The following is a 17,958-nucleotide window of genomic DNA, read 5'->3' as shown; positions in this document are numbered from 1 at the left end:
ATGAAAAAGACGGGCGGGGAGTTGATTGTCGAGGCGCTGAAGGCAAATGGCGTCAAACGTCTCTCCTGCGTGCCTGGCGAGAGTTTCCTCGCCGTTCTCGACGCATTGCGCGACAGCGATATCGACGTCCTCGTCTGTCGGCAGGAAGGCGGGGCGGCGATGATGGCCGATTGCTGGGGCCGGCTCACCGGCGAGCCGGGCATCTGCATGGTGACCCGCGGCCCCGGCGCCACCAACGCCTCCGCCGGCCTGCACATCGCCAAACAGGATTCGATCCCGATGATCCTCTTCATCGGCCAGGTGCAGCGAGAGGCGCGTGAACGCGAAGCCTTTCAGGAGGTCGAATTCCGCCGCGCCTTCACCGAATTCGCCAAATGGGTGGGCGAGATCGACGACGGCGCCCGCATTCCCGAATTCGTCACCCGCGCCTTTGCGGTCGCAACCTCCGGCCGCCCCGGCCCCGTGGTGCTCATCCTGCCGGAAGACATGCTGCGCGACGAGGTTGAGGCACCCCGCGCCAGGCGTTATGCCAGCGTCGAGGCCCATCCCGGCCGCAGCCAGATCGACGATTTTTATCTGCGCCTGCTCAAAGCCGAACGGCCGATGGTAATCCTCGGCGGCACGCGATGGGATGCCGATGCCGTCGCCGATTTCGCAACCTTCGCAGAACGTTTTCAGCTGCCGGTAGGCTGTTCATTCCGCCGACAGATGCTGTTCGATCATCTTCACCCCTGTTATGCCGGCGATGTCGGCATCGGCATCAATCCGGGGCTCGCCAAGGAGATCAAGGAGAGCAACCTCTTGATCCTGCTCGGCGGCCGCATGTCTGAAATGCCGTCCTCCGGCTATACGCTGCTCGACATCCCCTACCCGGCCCAGTCGCTCGTTCATATTTATCCGGACCCGTCGGAGCTCGGCCGCGTCTATCGTCCCGATCTTGCCATCTGCGCCAGCCCCGCCGATTTTGTCGAAGCACTCGCCGATCTCGAAGCCCCAGCCGAGCCGCGCTGGGCGGAGCGGACCGCGCATATGCATCAGGCCTATCTCGCCTGGTCGAAGCCGCCGGCCACGGGTCCTGGCGCCGTCCATATGGGACCGATCATGGAGTGGCTGGAAGACAATATCGGGCCGGAAACGATCTTCACCAATGGCGCAGGCAACTACGCCACCTGGCTGCACCGGTTCCACCGGTTCCGCCGCTTCAACACCCAGGCCGCTCCCACCTCCGGCTCGATGGGTTACGGCCTGCCGGCGGCAGTGGCTGCCAAGCGGCTCTTTCCCGAGCGCGAGGTCATCTGTTTTGCCGGCGACGGCTGCTTCCTGATGCACGGTCAGGAATTCGCAACCGCCATCCGCTACGATCTGCCGATCATCGCAATCGTTATCAACAACGGCATGTACGGCACGATCCGCATGCACCAGGAGCGTGAATATCCCGGTCGCGTCAGCAGCACCGATCTGACCAACCCCGACTTCGCAGCCCTTGCCCGCGCCTATGGCGGCCACGGCGAGACGGTGGAAAGCACAGAGGAATTCGCTCCCGCCTTCGAGCGCGCACGCGCAAGCGGCAAACCGGCGATCATCGAAGTGAAGCTCGATCCGGAAGCGATCACACCGACCAGAACGCTTTCGGAAATCGCGCAAACAAAAAGCCGGTAAGGTTGCCCCACCGGCTTTACAGAGACGGAACTGCGGCGACCTTAGTCGAGCGCAGCCGTGACGATGAACTCGACCTTGTATTTCGGCGCGGCGAGCTTGGCTTCGCTGGTGGCGCGTGCCGGGGGATTGGCCGGATCGATCCAGGCTTCCCAGGCTGCGTTCATCTCGCCGAAATAAGCAATGTCGGAAAGATAGACGAGGGTCTGCAGGATCTTCGACTTGCTGCTGCCGGCGGCCGCCAGCAGACGGTCGACTTCGGCGAGCGCCGACTTGCATTGATCGGTGACGCTTTCGCCCTCGCCCACCTGGCCTGCGAGGTAGACCGTGTTGCCGTGAATGACGGCGCCGCTCATACGTGCGCCGACGTCGATACGCTTAATGCTCATTATCGTCTCCTGGGTGATTGGAAGTGGCGGCGCTGCGGAGCAGCGCCTGAAAATCAGCGTCCCACACAACGCTCAACTGCGGATATGGTGGGTTTTCTGGTAGATCGCCGTCGAGCGCGCGCCCGAGCGGCAGTAGCCGAGCATTGGCCGCGGGAATTCATCGAGCGCGTCAACCATTCCCTGCACCGCCTCTTCGGTCACGCCCATCGGTCCAACCGGGACGTGGGCGATATCGAGTCCGAGCTCTTTGGCACGCGCCTCGATGACGGAGAATGATGTCTGGTCGGGGCTTTCATGGTCGGGGCGATGGCAGACGATCGATTTGAAGCCGAGCGCCTTGATCTCGTCGAGGTCCTCAAGCGTGATCTGCCCCGAAACCGAATATTCATCGTCGATCTGGCGAATATCCATCGTCTTGTCTCCTCAAAGATCGTGGGCTGATGGTCTACGACGGGAGGCCCGCAAGCGTCAACAACACTTCACTCACAGGAACGCAAAGGTCAGCGCATAGCTGCGGCTTTCGCCTGGGGCGAGCATGTTGAATTCACCGGCCGCCTGAAGCTCGTCGCGCGATACCCAGCGATGCGACACCGGCTCGATTCCGATAATATGAGCGGGCGCCTTCTGGTTTCGCCAGACCTGCAGATAAGGCAGCGTATCGGCGCGGAAGCGCACGCTGAGCGTCCTGCCGCCGATTGCGGCGATCGGCCCGAGCCGGACTTCCGCCAAGCCCTCCACCGTCGCCGGCACACAGAAGATGCCGCCCGGCTCCTCGCCGAATGTCCAGGGGAAGCCGCCATTCTCCAGCATCCGGCCTTCGAGCCGCGTGCCGTCGTCCAGCCATTTGCCGCCGACATTCATATGGTACATCAGGAAGGTCGGCACCACCTGATCGCTGGTATTGATAACCCGGTCTTCGAGCCGCACCTCGCCGTTCACGCCGTCGATCCGCCACAGCCGCTCGATGCGCTGCGGCAATCCCTCGACGGTGATGATGTCGATATCGGCGCGGCATTCGGCATTGCCATTCTCGTATTTCGTCCACAGGATCTTGGCGGCGTGGCTGGAGGCCGATCCGTGCAGCGGATAGACCTTGCCGTCGGCACGGCCGGCGATCGGCTGGCGATGGCGGATATGATCCGGCCCGCAGGTGAAGAGAAAACCTTCGAGCGAGTGGTCGATTCGCGGATCCCCATCGTCGGGAATGGCGCGCTTTGGCGCGATATCGACGCCGTCGACGATGCATCCGCCGATATCCAGCACCGATGTTTCATCGAGCATCAGGCGCGGCCCGTTTGCAGCGGCAAATTCGATCATCTCGGGTCTCCTCAAGGATTTATCGGCCGCCGTAGCGTTAGGTTTCGCACTGGCCTTCGTCAATCGGCGCCGTTCTCCTCTTGCGCTTTTGCCGCAACCGTGGATTTTGCGGAACGGACAGAGAGACGCAAACGTTTATGAGTAAAAGGAAATCTTAGGGATTTTCATATTTTGTTCAGCACGCTTTCATAAATTCCACACTAGCGTCAAAATTCGCGGGTGTGTGTCGGCCAGTCACTGTTCGAGGTGTGAGACGTGAATCGCTTTTTGAAGTCGGCATTTTCGCTTGCGGCCCTGCTGGCAGCCGTTGCGGCTGCAGCACCGCAGGCTGGCGCGCAGCAGTTTCGTGACCGCCGCCAGAGCGACGTCGTGCTGGTCACGCCAAACGGCGAAATCCTCGATTATGTCCCCCGCGGCTTTGCCTATGCCCGCGACCGCAGCGGCAACCGCGTGCTGATCGACGCCTACGGCAACGTCGTCGCCACCGAAATGCGCGCCCGCGGTTATTACCCGCCGCCGCCCGCCTCACGCGATGTCTATGCCGACCAAGGCGGCAACGACCCTTATTACGCCGACGACAACCCCTATGGCGACACGCGTTATTCTGAGCGGGGCGCCGTCACCGGCGGCATTCCGCGCGACGCAGCGATCGAGCGCCTGCCGCTCGGGGAGGAGCCCTATCCGGACGATAACAGCATCGGCAATCCGCAGTCGGGCGACGATTACGCCTCGATCGATCCCGATCAGCAGATCCCGCCCGCCGATGCGCCGAAGGCAGCACCCGACGAGCCCGTGATCACGCTGAAAAACAAATCGAAGTCCGAGATCGTCGCGCTGCAGGTCTTCCTCGACCGCGCCGGCATCTCTCCCGGCGTCATCGACGGGCACATGGGTTCGAACGTCACCAAGGGCATTTATGCCTATAATCAGATGACGGGGTCAAATCTCGATCCCAATGACACCGATGCCATTCTGGAAGAGCTGCGCATGAACGGCGGCCTGCCCGTCGTCAGCTATACGATCACGCCGGCCGATGCCGCCGGCCCCTTCGTCGCGGAGATCCCGGAAGATTATTCGCATAAGGCGCTGCTGCCGTCGCTCGCCTATACCTCGACCACTGAAATGCTGGCCGAGCGTTTCCATATGGACGAGGCCTTCCTTAAGGAGATGAACCCCGGCGCCGATTTCAGCGTTCCCGGCACGGTGATCAAGGTCGTCAATCCAGGCGAGATGAAGACCGGCGAGGTCGCCCGCATCATCGCCGACAAGGGGCGCAAACAGGTTTTCGCCTATGACGGCGCCGGCAATCTCATCGCCGCCTACCCCGCATCGATCGGCTCAACCGACACCCCCTCCCCGTCCGGCACGGTGACGGTCGAGCGCGTCGCGTTCGATCCCGGTTATACCTACAACCCGAAGATCAACTTTCAGCAGGGCGCCAACGACAAGATCCTCAACATCCCCCCAGGCCCGAACGGCCCGGTCGGCACCGTCTGGATGGCGCTTTCCAAGCCGACCTACGGCATCCACGGCACGCCAGAGCCCTCCAAGATCGGGCGCACCCAGAGCCACGGTTGCATTCGCCTGACCAACTGGGATGCAACCGAGCTCGCGAAAATGGTCAAGCCCGGTGTGACGGTCGAGTTCGTCGACTGAGCCAAAGCCAAACTGGTCACAAACGATAAGGCCGCCGGATCGCTCCGACAGCCTTTCTGTTTCAATGCTTGGGTATTCAGGCCGCTGTCGCCATGCGAGCCGAGGCGGTCAACCGAACAGGCACCTTGCGCATGATTTCCTCGGCGAAACAGGTGGCGTTCTCACGCGCCTTGTCGAGATTGCTGACGCGCGTGGGGTCCATGGTCTGCAGCGTGCCGCCACAGTCGAAGATGTCGCGGAAGGCCGAACGTTCGATGATCGCCGTGTCCAGCACCGGCACGTGCCGCTCGCTGAGCAGCGACTTGACGAGCTGCAGCGCCCGCGTCGTCACCATCGAGTTGACCCGGGTCAGCACCACCGAATGACCGATCTTGATGCCCGCCTTCTCGTCCAGATACTGCAGCAGTTCGAGCACCTGCGCGCCGCCGCGCGCATCCATGGCACAGCCTTGGATCGGGATCAGCACGTGATCGGAAAGGCCGACGGCGGTGGCAAGCAGCGGATTGCGGGCGCCCGGCAGATCCACAATGAAATAGTCGGTATTATGCTTGTTCTCGCTGATATGCTGCGGCAGCGAGGCGGTCGTCACGAAATCGATCACCGAAATATTGGGCACGTGCCCCGATATCTCGTGCCAGCGTGAAATCCAATGCTGCGGATCGGCATCCAGAATGGTCACGCGATAGCCCTGACGGGCAAGCTCGGTCGCGAGCAGCAGAACAGCGGTCGTCTTGCCGGCGCCGCCCTTGGTATTTGCGAATGTAATGACTGGCATGTTCGGTCCTCGGAGGAAATGGCGCGAGTCGGCATCGCTCTTTTGCGCACTGTCGGAGCATCGTGCGGTTAACCCATCCTTTACAATCATGGTTAACAAATTGCGAACGCGCGCGGCGAAATTGCAGCCTGTATTTTTCACATCCCTAAAATTCAGGATGTTTCCGAGACGAAAAGGCCCGGAAAGCAAGAGCTTTCCGGGCCGGTCTGCAGGTCCGCCGCGATCTTGTCAGAAGCAATCCTTGAAAAGCGCCTTGGTATTTTCGAGCGTCATCGCCACCGGATTGCCGCCGGCGCTCGGATCCTCGATCGCCATGGCCGACAATTCGTCGATGCGGTCGGGCGCGATTCCCATCGCCGTCAGCGTCTCCGGCACGCCGAGCTCGGAACGAAGCGTCAGCACATAGTCGTAGAAGCCGTCAAAGCCGCCCGATATGCCGAGATAGGCGGCTGCGCGGCCGATCTTCTCCTCGATCGCGGCGCGGTTGAAGCGCAGCACCGCCGGCATCACGACGGCATTGGTCATGCCGTGATGAGTGTTGTAGACGGCGCCGATTGGGTGCGACAGCGCATGGATGGCGCCGAGCCCCTTCTGGAAGGCGACGGCACCCATGGCGGCGGCCGACATCATGTTGGCGCGGGCTTCGAGGTCGGTGCCTTCCCGATAGGCGCGCGGCAGGAATTCCTTGACGAGACGCATGCCTTCGAGGGCGATTCCGGCAGACATCGGGTGATAGAAAGGCGAGGAATAGGCCTCCAGGCAATGCGCGAAAGCGTCCATGCCGGTGCCGGCAGTAATGATCTTCGGCATGCCGACGGTCAGTTCCGGATCGGAAATGACCACACCCGGCAGGAACTTCGGATGGAAGATGATCTTCTTCACATGCGTGACGGAATTGGTGATGACGCTGGCGCGCCCGACCTCCGAACCGGTGCCCGCCGTCGTCGGCACCGCGACGATCGGGGCGATGCCTTCGAGGCTCGCACGCGTCCACCAGTCGCCGATATCCTCGAAATCCCAGACCGGCCGCGTCTGGCCGGCCATGAACGCAACGCACTTGCCGAGATCGAGACCTGAGCCGCCGCCGAAGGCGACGACGCCGTCATGGCCGCCATCCTTGAAAGCCTTGACGCCTGCATCGAGGTTCTTCTCGTTCGGGTTCGGGTCGACGTCAGCGAAGATCGCCCGGCCGAGGCCGGCATCTTCGAGGATATCAAGCGCGGTTTTGGTGATCGCCATCGAGGCCAGGCCGCGGTCAGTGACGAGCAGCGGCTTTTTGATGCCGAGGCTCTTGCAGGCGTCGGCCAGTTCCTTGATGCGGCCCCGGCCGAGCTTGACCGATGTCGGATAGCTCCAGTTTGCGGTGATGTTGCTGCTGCTCATGCTGTGACTTTCTTCAGGTGGAAGGATTTCGGACGCGTCAGATTCTGGAAGCCGATGATCGACAGCGAGCCGCCGCGGCCGGTCTCCTTGACGCCGGTCCAGCAGAGCGCCGGATCAAGATAATCCGCGCGGTTCATGAAGACGGTGCCGGTTTCGATCTCGCGGCCGAGACGTGCTGCCCGCTCGGCATCTTTGGTCCAGAGCGAGGCCGTCAGCCCATACTGGCTGTCGTTCATCAAAGCGAGCGCTTCCTCGTCGCTCTTCACCTTCATGATGCCGACCGCCGGGCCGAAGGTCTCCTCGCGCATGAAGGCCATGGAATGGTCGACATCGACGAGGACCTGCGGTGCGAGATAGGCGCCGCCGTCGTCCTGGGGAAAAAGCTTGGGGTCGACAAGCGCCTTGGCGCCCCTGGAAACCGCCTCGGCGATCTGCTCGCGCACCACCTTGGCGAAACGCTTGTTCGCCATCGGCCCGAGCGACGTCTCGGGATCGAGCGGATTGCCGAGCTTGTAGTTCGACACCCAGGCGACCGATTTCTCGACGAAGGCGTCATAGAGCGATTCATGCACATAGATGCGCTCGATGCCGCAGCAGCACTGGCCGGAATTGTAGGTCGCGCCGTCCATCAGGGTGTCGACGGCCGCATCGAGATCGGCGTCTTCCATGACGTAACCCGGGTCCTTGCCGCCGAGTTCGAGGCCGAGGCCGGTAAAGGTGCCGGCAGCGGCCCGCTCCATCGAGCGGCCGCCTTCGACCGATCCGGTAAAGTTGACGAAGTTGAAGCTGCTGGCGGCAATCAGCGCCGACGTCGTTTCATGGTCGAGGAAGACATTCTGGAACACGTCTTCGGGAACGCCGGCTTCGATGAAGGCCTGCACCAGCCGCTCGCCGACGAGCAATGTCTGCGAGGCATGTTTCAGCACCACCGTATTGCCGGCCATCAGCGCCGGAGCGATCGTGTTGATCGCCGTCATATAGGGATAGTTCCAAGGTGCGACGACGAAGACGACGCCGTGCGGCTCGCGCTCGATACGGCGCTCGAAACGATCGCTCTCTTCGACGACGAGCGGGGCCAGCGCATCCGCCGCAATCGATGCGACATAGTTGGAGCGCTCGTTAAAGCCCTTATATTCGCCGCCATACTTGATCGGCCGGCCCATCTGCCAGGCAAGCTCCGGCACGACGACGTCGGACATCTCGTTCAGCAGGGCAGCGCCCTTCAGGACAAGCTGAACGCGTTCTTCAAGCGGCCGTTTCGCCCAGGCCTTCTGCGCCTTGCGGGCGCGCGCCACCACGTCCTTGGCGGCGTCGAGCGAAAGTGCTGCGCGCTCCGCGTAAACCGATCCGTCGACCGGTGAAATGCATTGGATCATTGCCATGATCGATTTCCTGTCCTCGTATTCGTCAAAATTGAGTGAGGGTGATAGCCCCCTCATCCGGCTGCCGCCACCTTCTCCCCGCTTGCGGGGCGAAGGGGGATTGTCGCGGCCTCTCCGTCCCCAGTCACCTCTCGCATGGCAAGTCCCCTCTCCCCGTTTTTTACGGAGAGAGGGTGAGGGTGAGGGGCAAACCCGCGAAATCCGTATTAAGCTCTTTCAAAACCCCGCGCCACTTCCCAATCGGTGATGCGGCGGTCGTATTCTTCCTGCTCCCATTCGGCAGCACGAGTGTAATGGTCGATGACGTCGTCGCCGAAGGCTTTGCGCAGCATCGCCGATTCCGTCATTTCAGTTGTTGCCGCGCGCAGCGTGCGCGGTATTTCGCGAATATCCTTGCCGCCATAGGCGTCGCCGACGAAGGGGGCTTCGAGCTCCAGCTTGTTCTCGATCCCGTCGATGCCGGCGGCGAGCAGCGCTGCGAAGGCGAGATAGGGATTGAGATCGGAGCCGCCGACGCGGCATTCGATGCGGATCCCCTTCGTCTCCTCGCCGCAGAGGCGGTAACCGGCAGTTCGGTTGTCCTTGCTCCAGATCGCCTTGGTCGGCGCAAAGGTGCCGGCCATGAAGCGCTTGTAGGAATTGATATAGGGCGCCAGGAAATAGGTGATCTCGCTCGCATGGGCGAGAAGTCCGGCAACGTAATTGTGCATTAGCGGAGACATGCCGTATTTGCCGGTATGATCGAAGAACAGCGGCTTTTCCTCCAGGCTCCACAGCGACTGGTGGATATGCGAGGAACTGCCGGCAGCATTGTAGTTCCACTTGGCAAGGAAGGTGATGGCCTTGCCTTTCGACCAGGCAATCTCCTTGCAGCCGTTCTTGATGATCGCGTGCCTGTCGGCCATGGCGAGCGCATCGGCATAGCGCACGTTGATCTCCTCCTGGCCGGCGGAAGCCTCGCCCTTGGAGTTCTCGACCGGAATGCCGGCGCCCTGCAGGCCAGTGCGGATCGCCCGCATCACCTCTTCCTCCTTGGTGGTCTGGAAGATGTGGTAGTCCTCGTTATAGGCACTGGCGAGCTTGAGGTTGCGGTAGCCCGAAGCATGCGCGGCCTCATAGCTCTGGTCGAACAGGAAGAATTCGAGCTCCGAGGCCATATAGGCCTTCATGCCCATATCTTCGAGGCGCTTTACCTGCTTCTTCAGGATCGCGCGTGGCGAATGGGCGACCTCTTCATGGGTGTGATGGTCGAGCACGTCGCAGAGCACCAGGGCGGTACCCGCGAGCCAGGGAATGCGGCGCAGCGTCGAAAGATCCGGCTTCATCGTATAGTCGCCGTATCCCTTCTCCCAGCTCGTCGCCTTGTAGCCGGAGACGGTTTCCATCTCTATGTCGGTCGCCTGCAGGTAGTTGCAGCTGTGCGTTTCTTTCCAGGCGCTCTCGACGAAATATTCCCCCTGGAAACGCTTTCCCATCAGCCGGCCCTGCATATCCACCTGGCAGGCGAGAACCGTATCGATGCGCCCTTCGGCAACATCCTTCCTAAGATCGTCGATTGTGTAGCTGCTGCTCATGATTGATCCGCCTGAACTGGAATTGAAGAAATCGGGGCAACGAAATCGCATGCGCTCGGCCTGGTACACGGCCCGATGCCTTTTCGTTGATCCGTTGATGGGGCCGCAGGATGCGGCCCCGCCACTTGAGAGGGAAGCGTCGATGCTTAACGTTCGCCGCTTTCGCCGACGGCCGCCTCGGCCGCCGCGATCTCGGCCTGGCGCTTCGCCACGTCGGCGCCGATCGGCGGCCCCTTGAAGCGACGGCTCTCGAAGCCGAACCAGACGATGCCGGTGACCACGAGGAAGCCGACGGTGATGTAGAGCGCCCATTCGTTCGGTGGCTGGATGCCTAGAATGAAGATCAGCATCATCGCTATGATCGACAGCACCGCGAACAGCTTGAAGACGCCCTCTCCGAGGTTCCACGGGCCCATTTTGTCCCACTTCGACGTGCCCCAGGCGAAGAGGCCGAGCGTAATCGGGATCGCGAAGGAGAAGAATAGGAAGATGACCGTGCACGAGACGACGATCGTGTAAACCGGGGTATCCCCGATCGTAACGAGCGACGAGCCCCAGACGAACAGCATCGACAGGATCGAGCCCGTCCAGATCGCGGCAACCGGGGTACGATACTGCGGGCTGACCTTCGACAGCGCCTTGGAGGCCGGCAGCCCACCGTCACGCGAGAAGGCGAAGATCATGCGGGAGACCGAGGTGACGGTCGCAAGGCCGCACAGCCATTGGCTGACGAAGATCGCAAGATAAAGGAGGTCCTTGACGACCGGGTTCACCTGGCTGTCCATCGCCCAGAAGAACACGTTCCAGCCCTGTTTTGCCGCATCGTCCATGTTCGGCAACATGAGAACGAAGGCGCACAGCATGATGTAGCCGAAGAGTGCCGACCACAGCACCGACGATACCATGCCGCGAGGAACCGACTCGGCGGCCTTGACGGTCTCTTCCGACGTATGCGCAGAGGCGTCATAGCCGGTGATGGTGTAGATCGGCAGCAGCAGACCGAGAAGGAAGACCCAGGCGCCCGAGGTGGACGGCCAGACGTTGCCACCGACTTCGCCGGAATAATTGGCGAAGGTGAAGAGCCGGCCGAATTCATAGGAGGGCGCCGCGAGAAGGCATACGACCGCCAGCGCGATCGAAGTCGCGAAGATCAGGTAGCCCGAAAAGTCGGTCAGCTTCGCAGTCAATCCGATGCCCATGTGGTTCACCAGGGCCTGAGCGCCGGTGATGATCACCAGGAACAGGATGCGCACCGTCGTGGAATCCGTCAGGCCGAGGTAAGTTGTGCCGAAGGAGCCCATGAAGAAATAATAGGTGCCGACATTGATGGCGCCGAGCACGGTGACGAGACCAAGCAGGTTGAACCAGGCGGTCAGCCAGCCGGTGAAGCGGTTGCCGAGAATCGAGCCCCAGTGATAGAGGCCGCCAGCCGTCGGATAGGCGGAGCTGATCTGCGCCATGGCGACGGCGAAGACGAGCGAGATGAAGCAACCGACCGGCCAGCCGATGCCGATCGCCGCTCCGCCGGCGCCCGAAGTCGCCTGAGCCAGCGAATTGATGCCGCCGGAAAGAATGCAGATGATGGAGAATGATACGGCGAAATTCGAGAATGAGCTCATTCGCCGTTCGAGTTCCTGGGCATAGCCCATCGAATGCAGGATGTGCACATCCTGCTTCTTATCAAGCTCGGTATAATCCGACATGACTTCCCCCTGTTCACGATCGGCCGCGGAATTGCGGCCGATTCAGTGCCAATTGCCCGCGGCATTTTCGCCATGCGGACGTCCGCAGATAAACTGCTCCCTCGGGTCTTCTCTTTTTATTCAGGCTTCCAGGCTTTGCTGGAGAAGTCCTGTCAGATAGTCGGCCATGACCCCTTGGCCGCCATCGTCTGCGATGAGGTCGTTGCGGACCTCGATCATTACATTGCGCAAGCCGTTCGAAAGCCCGTGCAGGATCAGCGTGTGGGTCACGCCGTCCGCAGGCCCGTAAGGCTGGTTGCGTTCAGTCCTGTAAAGCGGCGCGCCGGCCGCAGCCTCCAGCATGCGGTCGGCGAGCCGGCTGTCCTCATCGTGCAATATGCCGAGTTCGACGGCGCGTTGCCGTCCATGATAGACCGGCGTGAAGCTGTGCATCGTCACGATGACGGTATCCTGCCCCCTCGCCCGACGATCGCGGATCAGTCCGCGGATGGCATCATGGAAAGGCACGTAAAGCGCATCGGTGCGCGCCAGACGCTCCTCGGCGCTCAAATCCTTGTTGCCGGGAATGGCATAGATCTCGCTGGTTTCCGGCATGGCGCCCAATGAACTTGGCGGCCGGTTGCAGTCGTAGATCAGCCGGGAGAAGCGCTGGAAGACGAGAGTCGCGTCGAGTGCCTGCGACACGCCGCGGGCAACCGCGAGCGCACCCGGATCCCAGGCGATATGGCTCGACAGCGCTTCGTTGGGCAGGCCGAGATCGCCGAACCGGGCAGGAAGCGTCTTCGAAGCGTGTTCGCAGACGAGCAACACTGGGCTCCGGCCGTCGTTGCGTTCGATCCCGACGCAATCGCCATCCGCTTCGCTGAGGATTTTTGGCCGGGCCAGCACCAACGGCGCCACTCCTATCCCTTAATAAAAGCTTTATAGAAAAGAATTCTTCAGCTTTTGGCGACTGTCAAGCAGTCGCTGAAAATTTCTTTTCATGACAGTGGTTGACATGGATTGTGACAGCGTTGTTAACTTTGGTCGGAGGAGTGGCGCCAGACCACCCCTGGGGAGCAAGATCAAGTGACCACTGCGTCGAAGACGGTTTCGGACGTCATACATTCGCATCTCGGCGTGTTGACACGTGCCGAGAAACAATTGGCGGAAAGCCTTCTCGACAATTATCCGGTTTCCGGCCTCGGCAGCATCACCACGATCGCAGAGAACGCCGGCGTTTCAACACCGACCGTCGTACGGATGGTGCAGAAGCTCGGTTTCAAGGGCTATCCCGATTTTCAGGCGCGCCTGCATCAGGAGGTCGAGGCGACGATTTCCAATCCCATCACCAAGCACGATCGCTGGGCGCAAAACGCGCCGGGCACTCATATCCTCAACCGTTTCGCCGATGCCATCATGGGCAATCTGCGCCAGACACTGACCGATCTCGATACGGCGACCTTCGACAGCGTCGCCTCGCTGCTGTCGGATCGCAAGCGCGGCCTCTATTTCGTCGGCGGCCGCATCACCGGCGCGCTGGCCGAGTATTTCTTCACCCATATGCAGGTCATCCGGCCGGCCACGACACTGCTGTCGTCCAATTCCAGCAGCTGGCCGCAATATGCCCTCAACATGAACGCCGGCGACATCCTGATCATCTTCGATATCCGCCGCTATGAGCAGGAAATGGTCAGCCTTGCCACCGCCGCCCGCAAGCGCGGTGCCGAAATCGTCGTCTTCACCGACCAATGGGCCTCGCCCGCTGCCAAACTCGCGCGGCACGCTTTCCGCGTCCGCATCGAGGCGCCATCGGCCTGGGATTCGTCGGTCGTCACTCTTTTCATCGTCGAGGCTCTGATCGAGGCCGTCCAGAATTCCACCTGGGACGAGACGAAGGAGCGCATGAAGACGCTGGAAGGGCTGTTCGAGCAGAGCAGGCTTTTCCGCAAACCGGGTTAAGAGGGCAAGGCTAAAAGAGAGGGAAAAACAAACGCGGACTTGGCGGAAGTGAACGATGCCGTCGCAAATGAAACATCAGTCACAAGCGCCTGCTATTCCGGCAAAACGAACGTCATCCAACCGTCACACAAGCTTCATGTAAGCTGATTAACAGCATCGCCAGACACTGAAAACCCGAAGGAGAACAACAGTGATCTCTAACATTTCTCGACTCCTGTCGCTTTCTACTGCGATGATCGTGGCTTCGACCGCGATTGCCGCCGCAGAACCGAGCGCAGAACTGATCGCCGCCGCCAAAAAGGAAGGCACGCTGACCACGATCGCTCTCCCGCACGACTGGTGCGGCTACGGCGAGGTCATTGCGGGCTTCAAGGCCAAGTACGGCCTCGAGGTCAACGAGCTGAACCCGGATGCCGGCTCGGGTGACGAAATCGAAGCGATCAAGGCCAACAAGGGCAACACCGGTCCGCAGGCCCCCGACGTCATCGACGTCGGCCTCTCCTTCGGCCCGTCCGCCAAGAAGGACGGTCTGATCCAGCCTTACAAGGTCTCCACCTGGGATTCGATCCCGGATACAGCAAAGGATCCGGAAGGCTACTGGTACGGCGACTACTACGGCGTTCTCTCGTTCCTCGTGAACAAGGACCTCGTCAAGGAATCGCCGGCCGACTGGGCCGACCTGAAGAAGAGCGACTACGCGAACAGTGTCGCGCTGGCAGGTGACCCGCGCACCGCCAACCAGGCTGTCCAGGGCGTCTATGCTGCTGGTCTTTCGGCATCTGGCGGCGACGCCGCAAAGGCAGGCGAAGAAGGCCTGAAATTCTTCGCCGAACTCAACAAGAACGGCAACTTCGTCCCCGTCGTCGGCAAGGCCGCTCCCTTCGCACAGGGATCCACGCCGATCATCGTCGCCTGGGACTACAACGCGCTCTCTTGGGGTGAAAGCCTGAAGGGCAATCCTCCGTTCGAAGTCGTCGTTCCGAAGACGGGTGTCGTCGCCGGCGTTTATGTCCAGGCAATCTCCGCCTTCGCTCCGCACCCGAATGCTGCCAAGCTCTGGATGGAATATCTCTATTCCGACGAAGGTCAGCTCGGCTGGCTGAAGGGCTATTGCCACCCGATCCGCTTCAACGATCTTGCCAAGAACAACAAGATCCCGAAGGAACTGCTCGATAAGCTGCCGCCGGCAGCAGCCTATGAAAAGGCCGTCTTCCCGACGCTCGAAGAGCAAGCGGCAGGCAAGGAAACCATCACCAAGAACTGGGATTCCGTCGTCGGCGCCAACGTTAAGTAAACTCCGATCCGGCCTCCCCGCCCCAAGGGCGGGGAGGTCTTCTCACTCCGATGCCCAGGATGAGCTTTTCATGAGTACCGTTTCAACGCCGATGGTGAGCAGCGCCCCCTTGATCAAGAAAGACCGCGTGATCGACTGGCTGGGCATTGCGCCCTTCATCATTTTTTCTCTGCTGTTCCTGATCATCCCCACGCTCTATCTTGTGGCGGGCGCATTCCTGACGCCCGACGGCGATTTCACGCTGAAGAATATCGGCGATCTTTTTACTCCATCGATCATGAGCGCCTACTGGATCAGTATCAAGGTCTCGGTGGCATCCGCCCTTGGCGGCGCGCTGATCGGATTTTTTCTCGCCTGGGCCGTCGTGCTCGGTGGTCTGCCCGCCTCGGTGCGCTCGACGCTTTTGACCTTTTCCGGCGTAGCCTCGAATTTCGCCGGCGTGCCGCTTGCCTTCGCCTTCCTGGCGACGCTCGGCCGCACCGGCCTCGTGACGGTATTCCTGCGGGAATGGTTCGGCTTCAATCTCTATGGTACCGGCTTCAACCTTCTGTCCTTCTTCGGCCTAACCATCACCTATATGTATTTTCAGATCCCGCTGATGGTGCTGATCCTGACGCCGGCGCTCGACGGCATGAAGAAGGAATGGCGCGAGGCCTCCGAGATTCTCGGCGCCACCAACCGCCAATATTGGATGATGGTCGCCCTGCCGATCCTGTGGCCGAGCCTGCTCGGCACCACGCTGCTTCTCTTCGCCAACGCCTTCGGCGCCATTGCCACCGCCTTCGCGCTGACTGGCAGCTCGCTCAACATCGTGCCGATCCTGCTCTACGCGCAGATCCGGGGCGACGTTCTGCACAATGCCAATCTTGGTTACGCCATTGCGCTCGGCATGATCGTCATCACAGGCGTCTCCAACGTCCTTTACCTCATGCTGCGCATGCGCGCCGAGCGGTGGCAGAAATGAAAACACAACGTCTTGGAGCCTGGATCGCCATCATTCTCGGCGCATCCTATTTCATCATCCCGCTGATCGGCACGATCGAATTTTCGCTGCGCATGCGCCGCGGCGAATACAGCCTCGACGCCTATCAGTCGGTTTTCTCGGACACACAATTTCGCGAGACCTTCGGCTACTCCATGCTGATGGCGTTGCTCACCATCGTCTTCGGCATGCTGCTCGTGGTGCCGACGGCCTACTGGGTGCGGCTGCGCCTGCCGCAGATGCGTCCTGTTGTCGAGTTCATCACGCTGCTGCCGCTCGTCATTCCGGCGATCGTCATCGTCTTCGGCTATCTCAGAATGTACAATTCGTCATCCTACTTGCCGCTGACGGGTTCGACGACCGGGACCAACGCCCTGCTGGTCTTCTCCTATATCACGCTGTCCCTGCCCTACATGTACCGCGCCGTCGATACTGCCATGCGCGCCATCGATGTCCGTACGTTGACGGAAGCGGCCGAAAGCCTCGGCGCCCGCTGGACGACCATCATGTTCCGCTGCATCTTCCCGAACGTCATGAGCGGCGTACTCTCCGGCGCCTTCATCACATTGGCGATCGTCATGGGCGAGTTCACCTTCGCCGCATTGCTCAACCGTCCGGCCTTCGGCCCCTATTTGCAGCTCGTCGGCGCCAACAAGGCCTATGAACCTTCGGCGCTCGCCGTCATCGCTTTCTCGATCACCTGGCTCAGCATGGGCCTGCTCAATCTCGTTTCCCGCTTCGGCAAAGCCCGCCCGGCAAAGGCTTAAGGTAACCGGCTCATGTCTTTTCTCACTCTGAATAACATCCAGAAATCCTTCGGCCCGGTTCAGGTCGTCAAGAATTTCAACATGAACATCGAGAAGGGCGAATTCATCTCCTTCCTCGGCCCGTCAGGCTGCGGCAAGACCACCGTCCTGCGCATGATCGCCGGCTTCGAAACCCCGACCGGCGGCACGCTGACCATCAACGGCAAGGATCAGAGCGCGCTGAAGCCGAACCAGCGCAATATCGGCATGGTCTTCCAGGCCTATGCCCTGTTCCCCAACATGTCGGTGCACGACAACGTCGCCTTTGGCCTCAAGGTTGCCGGCGCGCCGAAGCCGGAGATCGACGCCCGCGTCAAGGAAATGCTCGGCCTGATCAAGCTTGATCATCTCGCCGACCGTTACCCCTATCAGCTGTCGGGCGGCCAGCAACAGCGCGTGGCACTTGCCCGCGCGCTCGCCGTTAAACCGCAGGTGCTGCTGCTCGACGAACCCCTCTCGGCGCTCGATGCCAAAATTCGCGTGTCACTGCGCGAGGAAATCCGCCAGATCCAGCAGCAGCTCGGCATTACCACCGTCTTCGTCACCCACGACCAGGAAGAGGCGCTGTCGATCTCCGATCGCATCGTCGTCATGAACGCCGGCAAGGCCGACCAGATCGGCTCGCCCTTCGAGATCTACAACAAGCCGGCCACACGCTTCGTCGCCTCCTTCGTCGGCACGCTGAACCTGATCGAAGCCGAGGTCGTGGACCCCGACGCCAATGTCATTCGGATCGGCGATCAGAAGATTACGCTGAAGCAGTCGGTCGCAGCTCACAAGGCCGGCGAAATCATCTCTCTGGCGCTGCGCCCGGAAGCAGGCTCGCTCTCCGACACCGCCAGAAGCGATACGGCGCTGACCGGCCAGGTCGTCTCGGCTCACTTCCTCGGTTCAGTCATTCGCACCCGCATGAATGTCGGCGGCAACGTCATTTCCTTCGACATGTTCAACAGCCCCGGCGTCACCCCGCCCCAGGCCGGAGAAACCGTGACGCTGCGCTTCATGGCTGCCGATTTGCTGATCATCCGCGACTGAGTTCACCAATATAGCTCACCCAAGAGGCGCCGCGAAACGGTGCCTTTTCATTGTTAGGAATGATC

General features: G+C 61.1%; 16 protein-coding genes. 7 read left to right on the top strand and 9 right to left on the bottom strand.

Features of this window, described 5'->3' with window-relative positions; translation table 11 throughout:
• Window positions 1–1,659: a thiamine pyrophosphate-binding protein gene (locus tag CO660_RS05715; RefSeq protein WP_097597937.1), complete on the top strand. Its 1,659-nt coding sequence runs from the start codon at window positions 1–3 to the stop codon at window positions 1,657–1,659.
• Window positions 1,660–1,700: 41 nt separating this feature from the next.
• Here the strand turns inward: CO660_RS05715 and CO660_RS05710 are convergent, their stop codons facing one another.
• The 3 genes from CO660_RS05710 to CO660_RS05700 all read right to left on the bottom strand — a co-directional run bounded on the left by CO660_RS05710 (window position 1,701) and on the right by CO660_RS05700 (window position 3,362).
• Entirely contained in the window at window positions 1,701–2,045 is a 345-nt protein-coding gene (locus tag CO660_RS05710) for a RidA family protein (RefSeq protein ID WP_097597936.1), read from the bottom strand.
• A 72-nt stretch (window positions 2,046–2,117) separates the two neighbouring features.
• Window positions 2,118–2,456, bottom strand: coding sequence for a TIGR01244 family sulfur transferase (locus tag CO660_RS05705; RefSeq protein WP_085778809.1), 339 nt, complete (start codon window positions 2,454–2,456; stop codon window positions 2,118–2,120).
• Between the two features lie 72 nt (window positions 2,457–2,528).
• A complete protein-coding gene (locus CO660_RS05700) occupies window positions 2,529–3,362 on the bottom strand; it encodes a DUF4432 family protein (RefSeq protein WP_097597935.1) in 834 nt (277 codons plus the stop codon).
• A gap of 255 nt (window positions 3,363–3,617) precedes the next feature.
• On the opposite strand from CO660_RS05700, the gene CO660_RS05695 reads away from it, so the two are divergent.
• On the top strand, window positions 3,618–5,018 hold the full coding sequence (locus CO660_RS05695) for a L,D-transpeptidase (protein ID WP_097597934.1): 1,401 nt from the start codon (window positions 3,618–3,620) through the stop codon (window positions 5,016–5,018).
• Between the two features lie 76 nt (window positions 5,019–5,094).
• On the opposite strand, the gene CO660_RS05690 is transcribed toward CO660_RS05695, so the two are convergent.
• The 6 genes from CO660_RS05690 to CO660_RS05665 form a co-directional block, all read right to left on the bottom strand.
• Window positions 5,095–5,793 carry a ParA family protein gene (locus CO660_RS05690; protein WP_085860059.1) on the bottom strand — a complete coding sequence of 233 codons (699 nt, stop codon included), beginning with the start codon at window positions 5,791–5,793 and terminating at the stop codon, window positions 5,095–5,097.
• Between the two features lie 228 nt (window positions 5,794–6,021).
• A complete protein-coding gene (locus tag CO660_RS05685) occupies window positions 6,022–7,176 on the bottom strand; it encodes an iron-containing alcohol dehydrogenase (RefSeq protein WP_085778813.1) in 1,155 nt (384 codons plus the stop codon).
• Window positions 7,173–8,558 carry an aldehyde dehydrogenase family protein gene (locus tag CO660_RS05680; protein ID WP_097597933.1) on the bottom strand — a complete coding sequence of 462 codons (1,386 nt, stop codon included), beginning with the start codon at window positions 8,556–8,558 and terminating at the stop codon, window positions 7,173–7,175. The genes CO660_RS05685 and CO660_RS05680 overlap by 4 nt, the downstream gene beginning before the upstream one ends.
• Window positions 8,559–8,764: 206 nt before the next feature.
• Window positions 8,765–10,132 (bottom strand): glutamine synthetase family protein, encoded by a 1,368-nt coding sequence (locus CO660_RS05675; RefSeq protein ID WP_097597932.1) that lies wholly within the window; start codon window positions 10,130–10,132, stop codon window positions 8,765–8,767.
• 146 nt (window positions 10,133–10,278) lie between these two features.
• Window positions 10,279–11,835 carry an amino acid permease gene (locus CO660_RS05670; protein ID WP_097597931.1) on the bottom strand — a complete coding sequence of 519 codons (1,557 nt, stop codon included), beginning with the start codon at window positions 11,833–11,835 and terminating at the stop codon, window positions 10,279–10,281.
• Between the two features lie 120 nt (window positions 11,836–11,955).
• Window positions 11,956–12,726, bottom strand: coding sequence for an N-formylglutamate amidohydrolase (locus tag CO660_RS05665; protein ID WP_097597930.1), 771 nt, complete (start codon window positions 12,724–12,726; stop codon window positions 11,956–11,958).
• A 177-nt stretch (window positions 12,727–12,903) separates the two neighbouring features.
• On the opposite strand from CO660_RS05665, the gene CO660_RS05660 reads away from it, so the two are divergent.
• From CO660_RS05660 to CO660_RS05640, 5 genes are all read left to right on the top strand, one after another.
• Complete coding sequence (locus CO660_RS05660) at window positions 12,904–13,776, top strand: MurR/RpiR family transcriptional regulator (RefSeq protein WP_085778818.1); 873 nt, start codon at window positions 12,904–12,906, stop codon at window positions 13,774–13,776.
• 190 nt (window positions 13,777–13,966) lie between these two features.
• The gene (locus tag CO660_RS05655) at window positions 13,967–15,070 is read left to right on the top strand and encodes an ABC transporter substrate-binding protein (RefSeq protein ID WP_097597929.1); all 1,104 of its coding nucleotides are present in this window, start codon (window positions 13,967–13,969) and stop codon (window positions 15,068–15,070) included.
• A gap of 70 nt (window positions 15,071–15,140) precedes the next feature.
• Window positions 15,141–16,034: an ABC transporter permease subunit gene (locus tag CO660_RS05650; protein ID WP_097597928.1), complete on the top strand. Its 894-nt coding sequence runs from the start codon at window positions 15,141–15,143 to the stop codon at window positions 16,032–16,034.
• Entirely contained in the window at window positions 16,031–16,819 is a 789-nt protein-coding gene (locus tag CO660_RS05645; protein ID WP_097597927.1) for an ABC transporter permease, read from the top strand. The genes CO660_RS05650 and CO660_RS05645 overlap by 4 nt, the downstream gene beginning before the upstream one ends.
• Window positions 16,820–16,831: 12 nt before the next feature.
• Window positions 16,832–17,893 (top strand): ABC transporter ATP-binding protein, encoded by a 1,062-nt coding sequence (locus CO660_RS05640; RefSeq protein WP_085778822.1) that lies wholly within the window; start codon window positions 16,832–16,834, stop codon window positions 17,891–17,893.
• Window positions 17,894–17,958 lie beyond the last annotated feature (65 nt).

Source organism: Rhizobium sp. L9, assembly GCF_002531885.1.
GTDB lineage: Bacteria > Pseudomonadota > Alphaproteobacteria > Rhizobiales > Rhizobiaceae > Rhizobium.
Note: the sequence above shows the minus strand (reverse complement) of the source record. Positions and strands in the feature narration are given on the sequence as shown.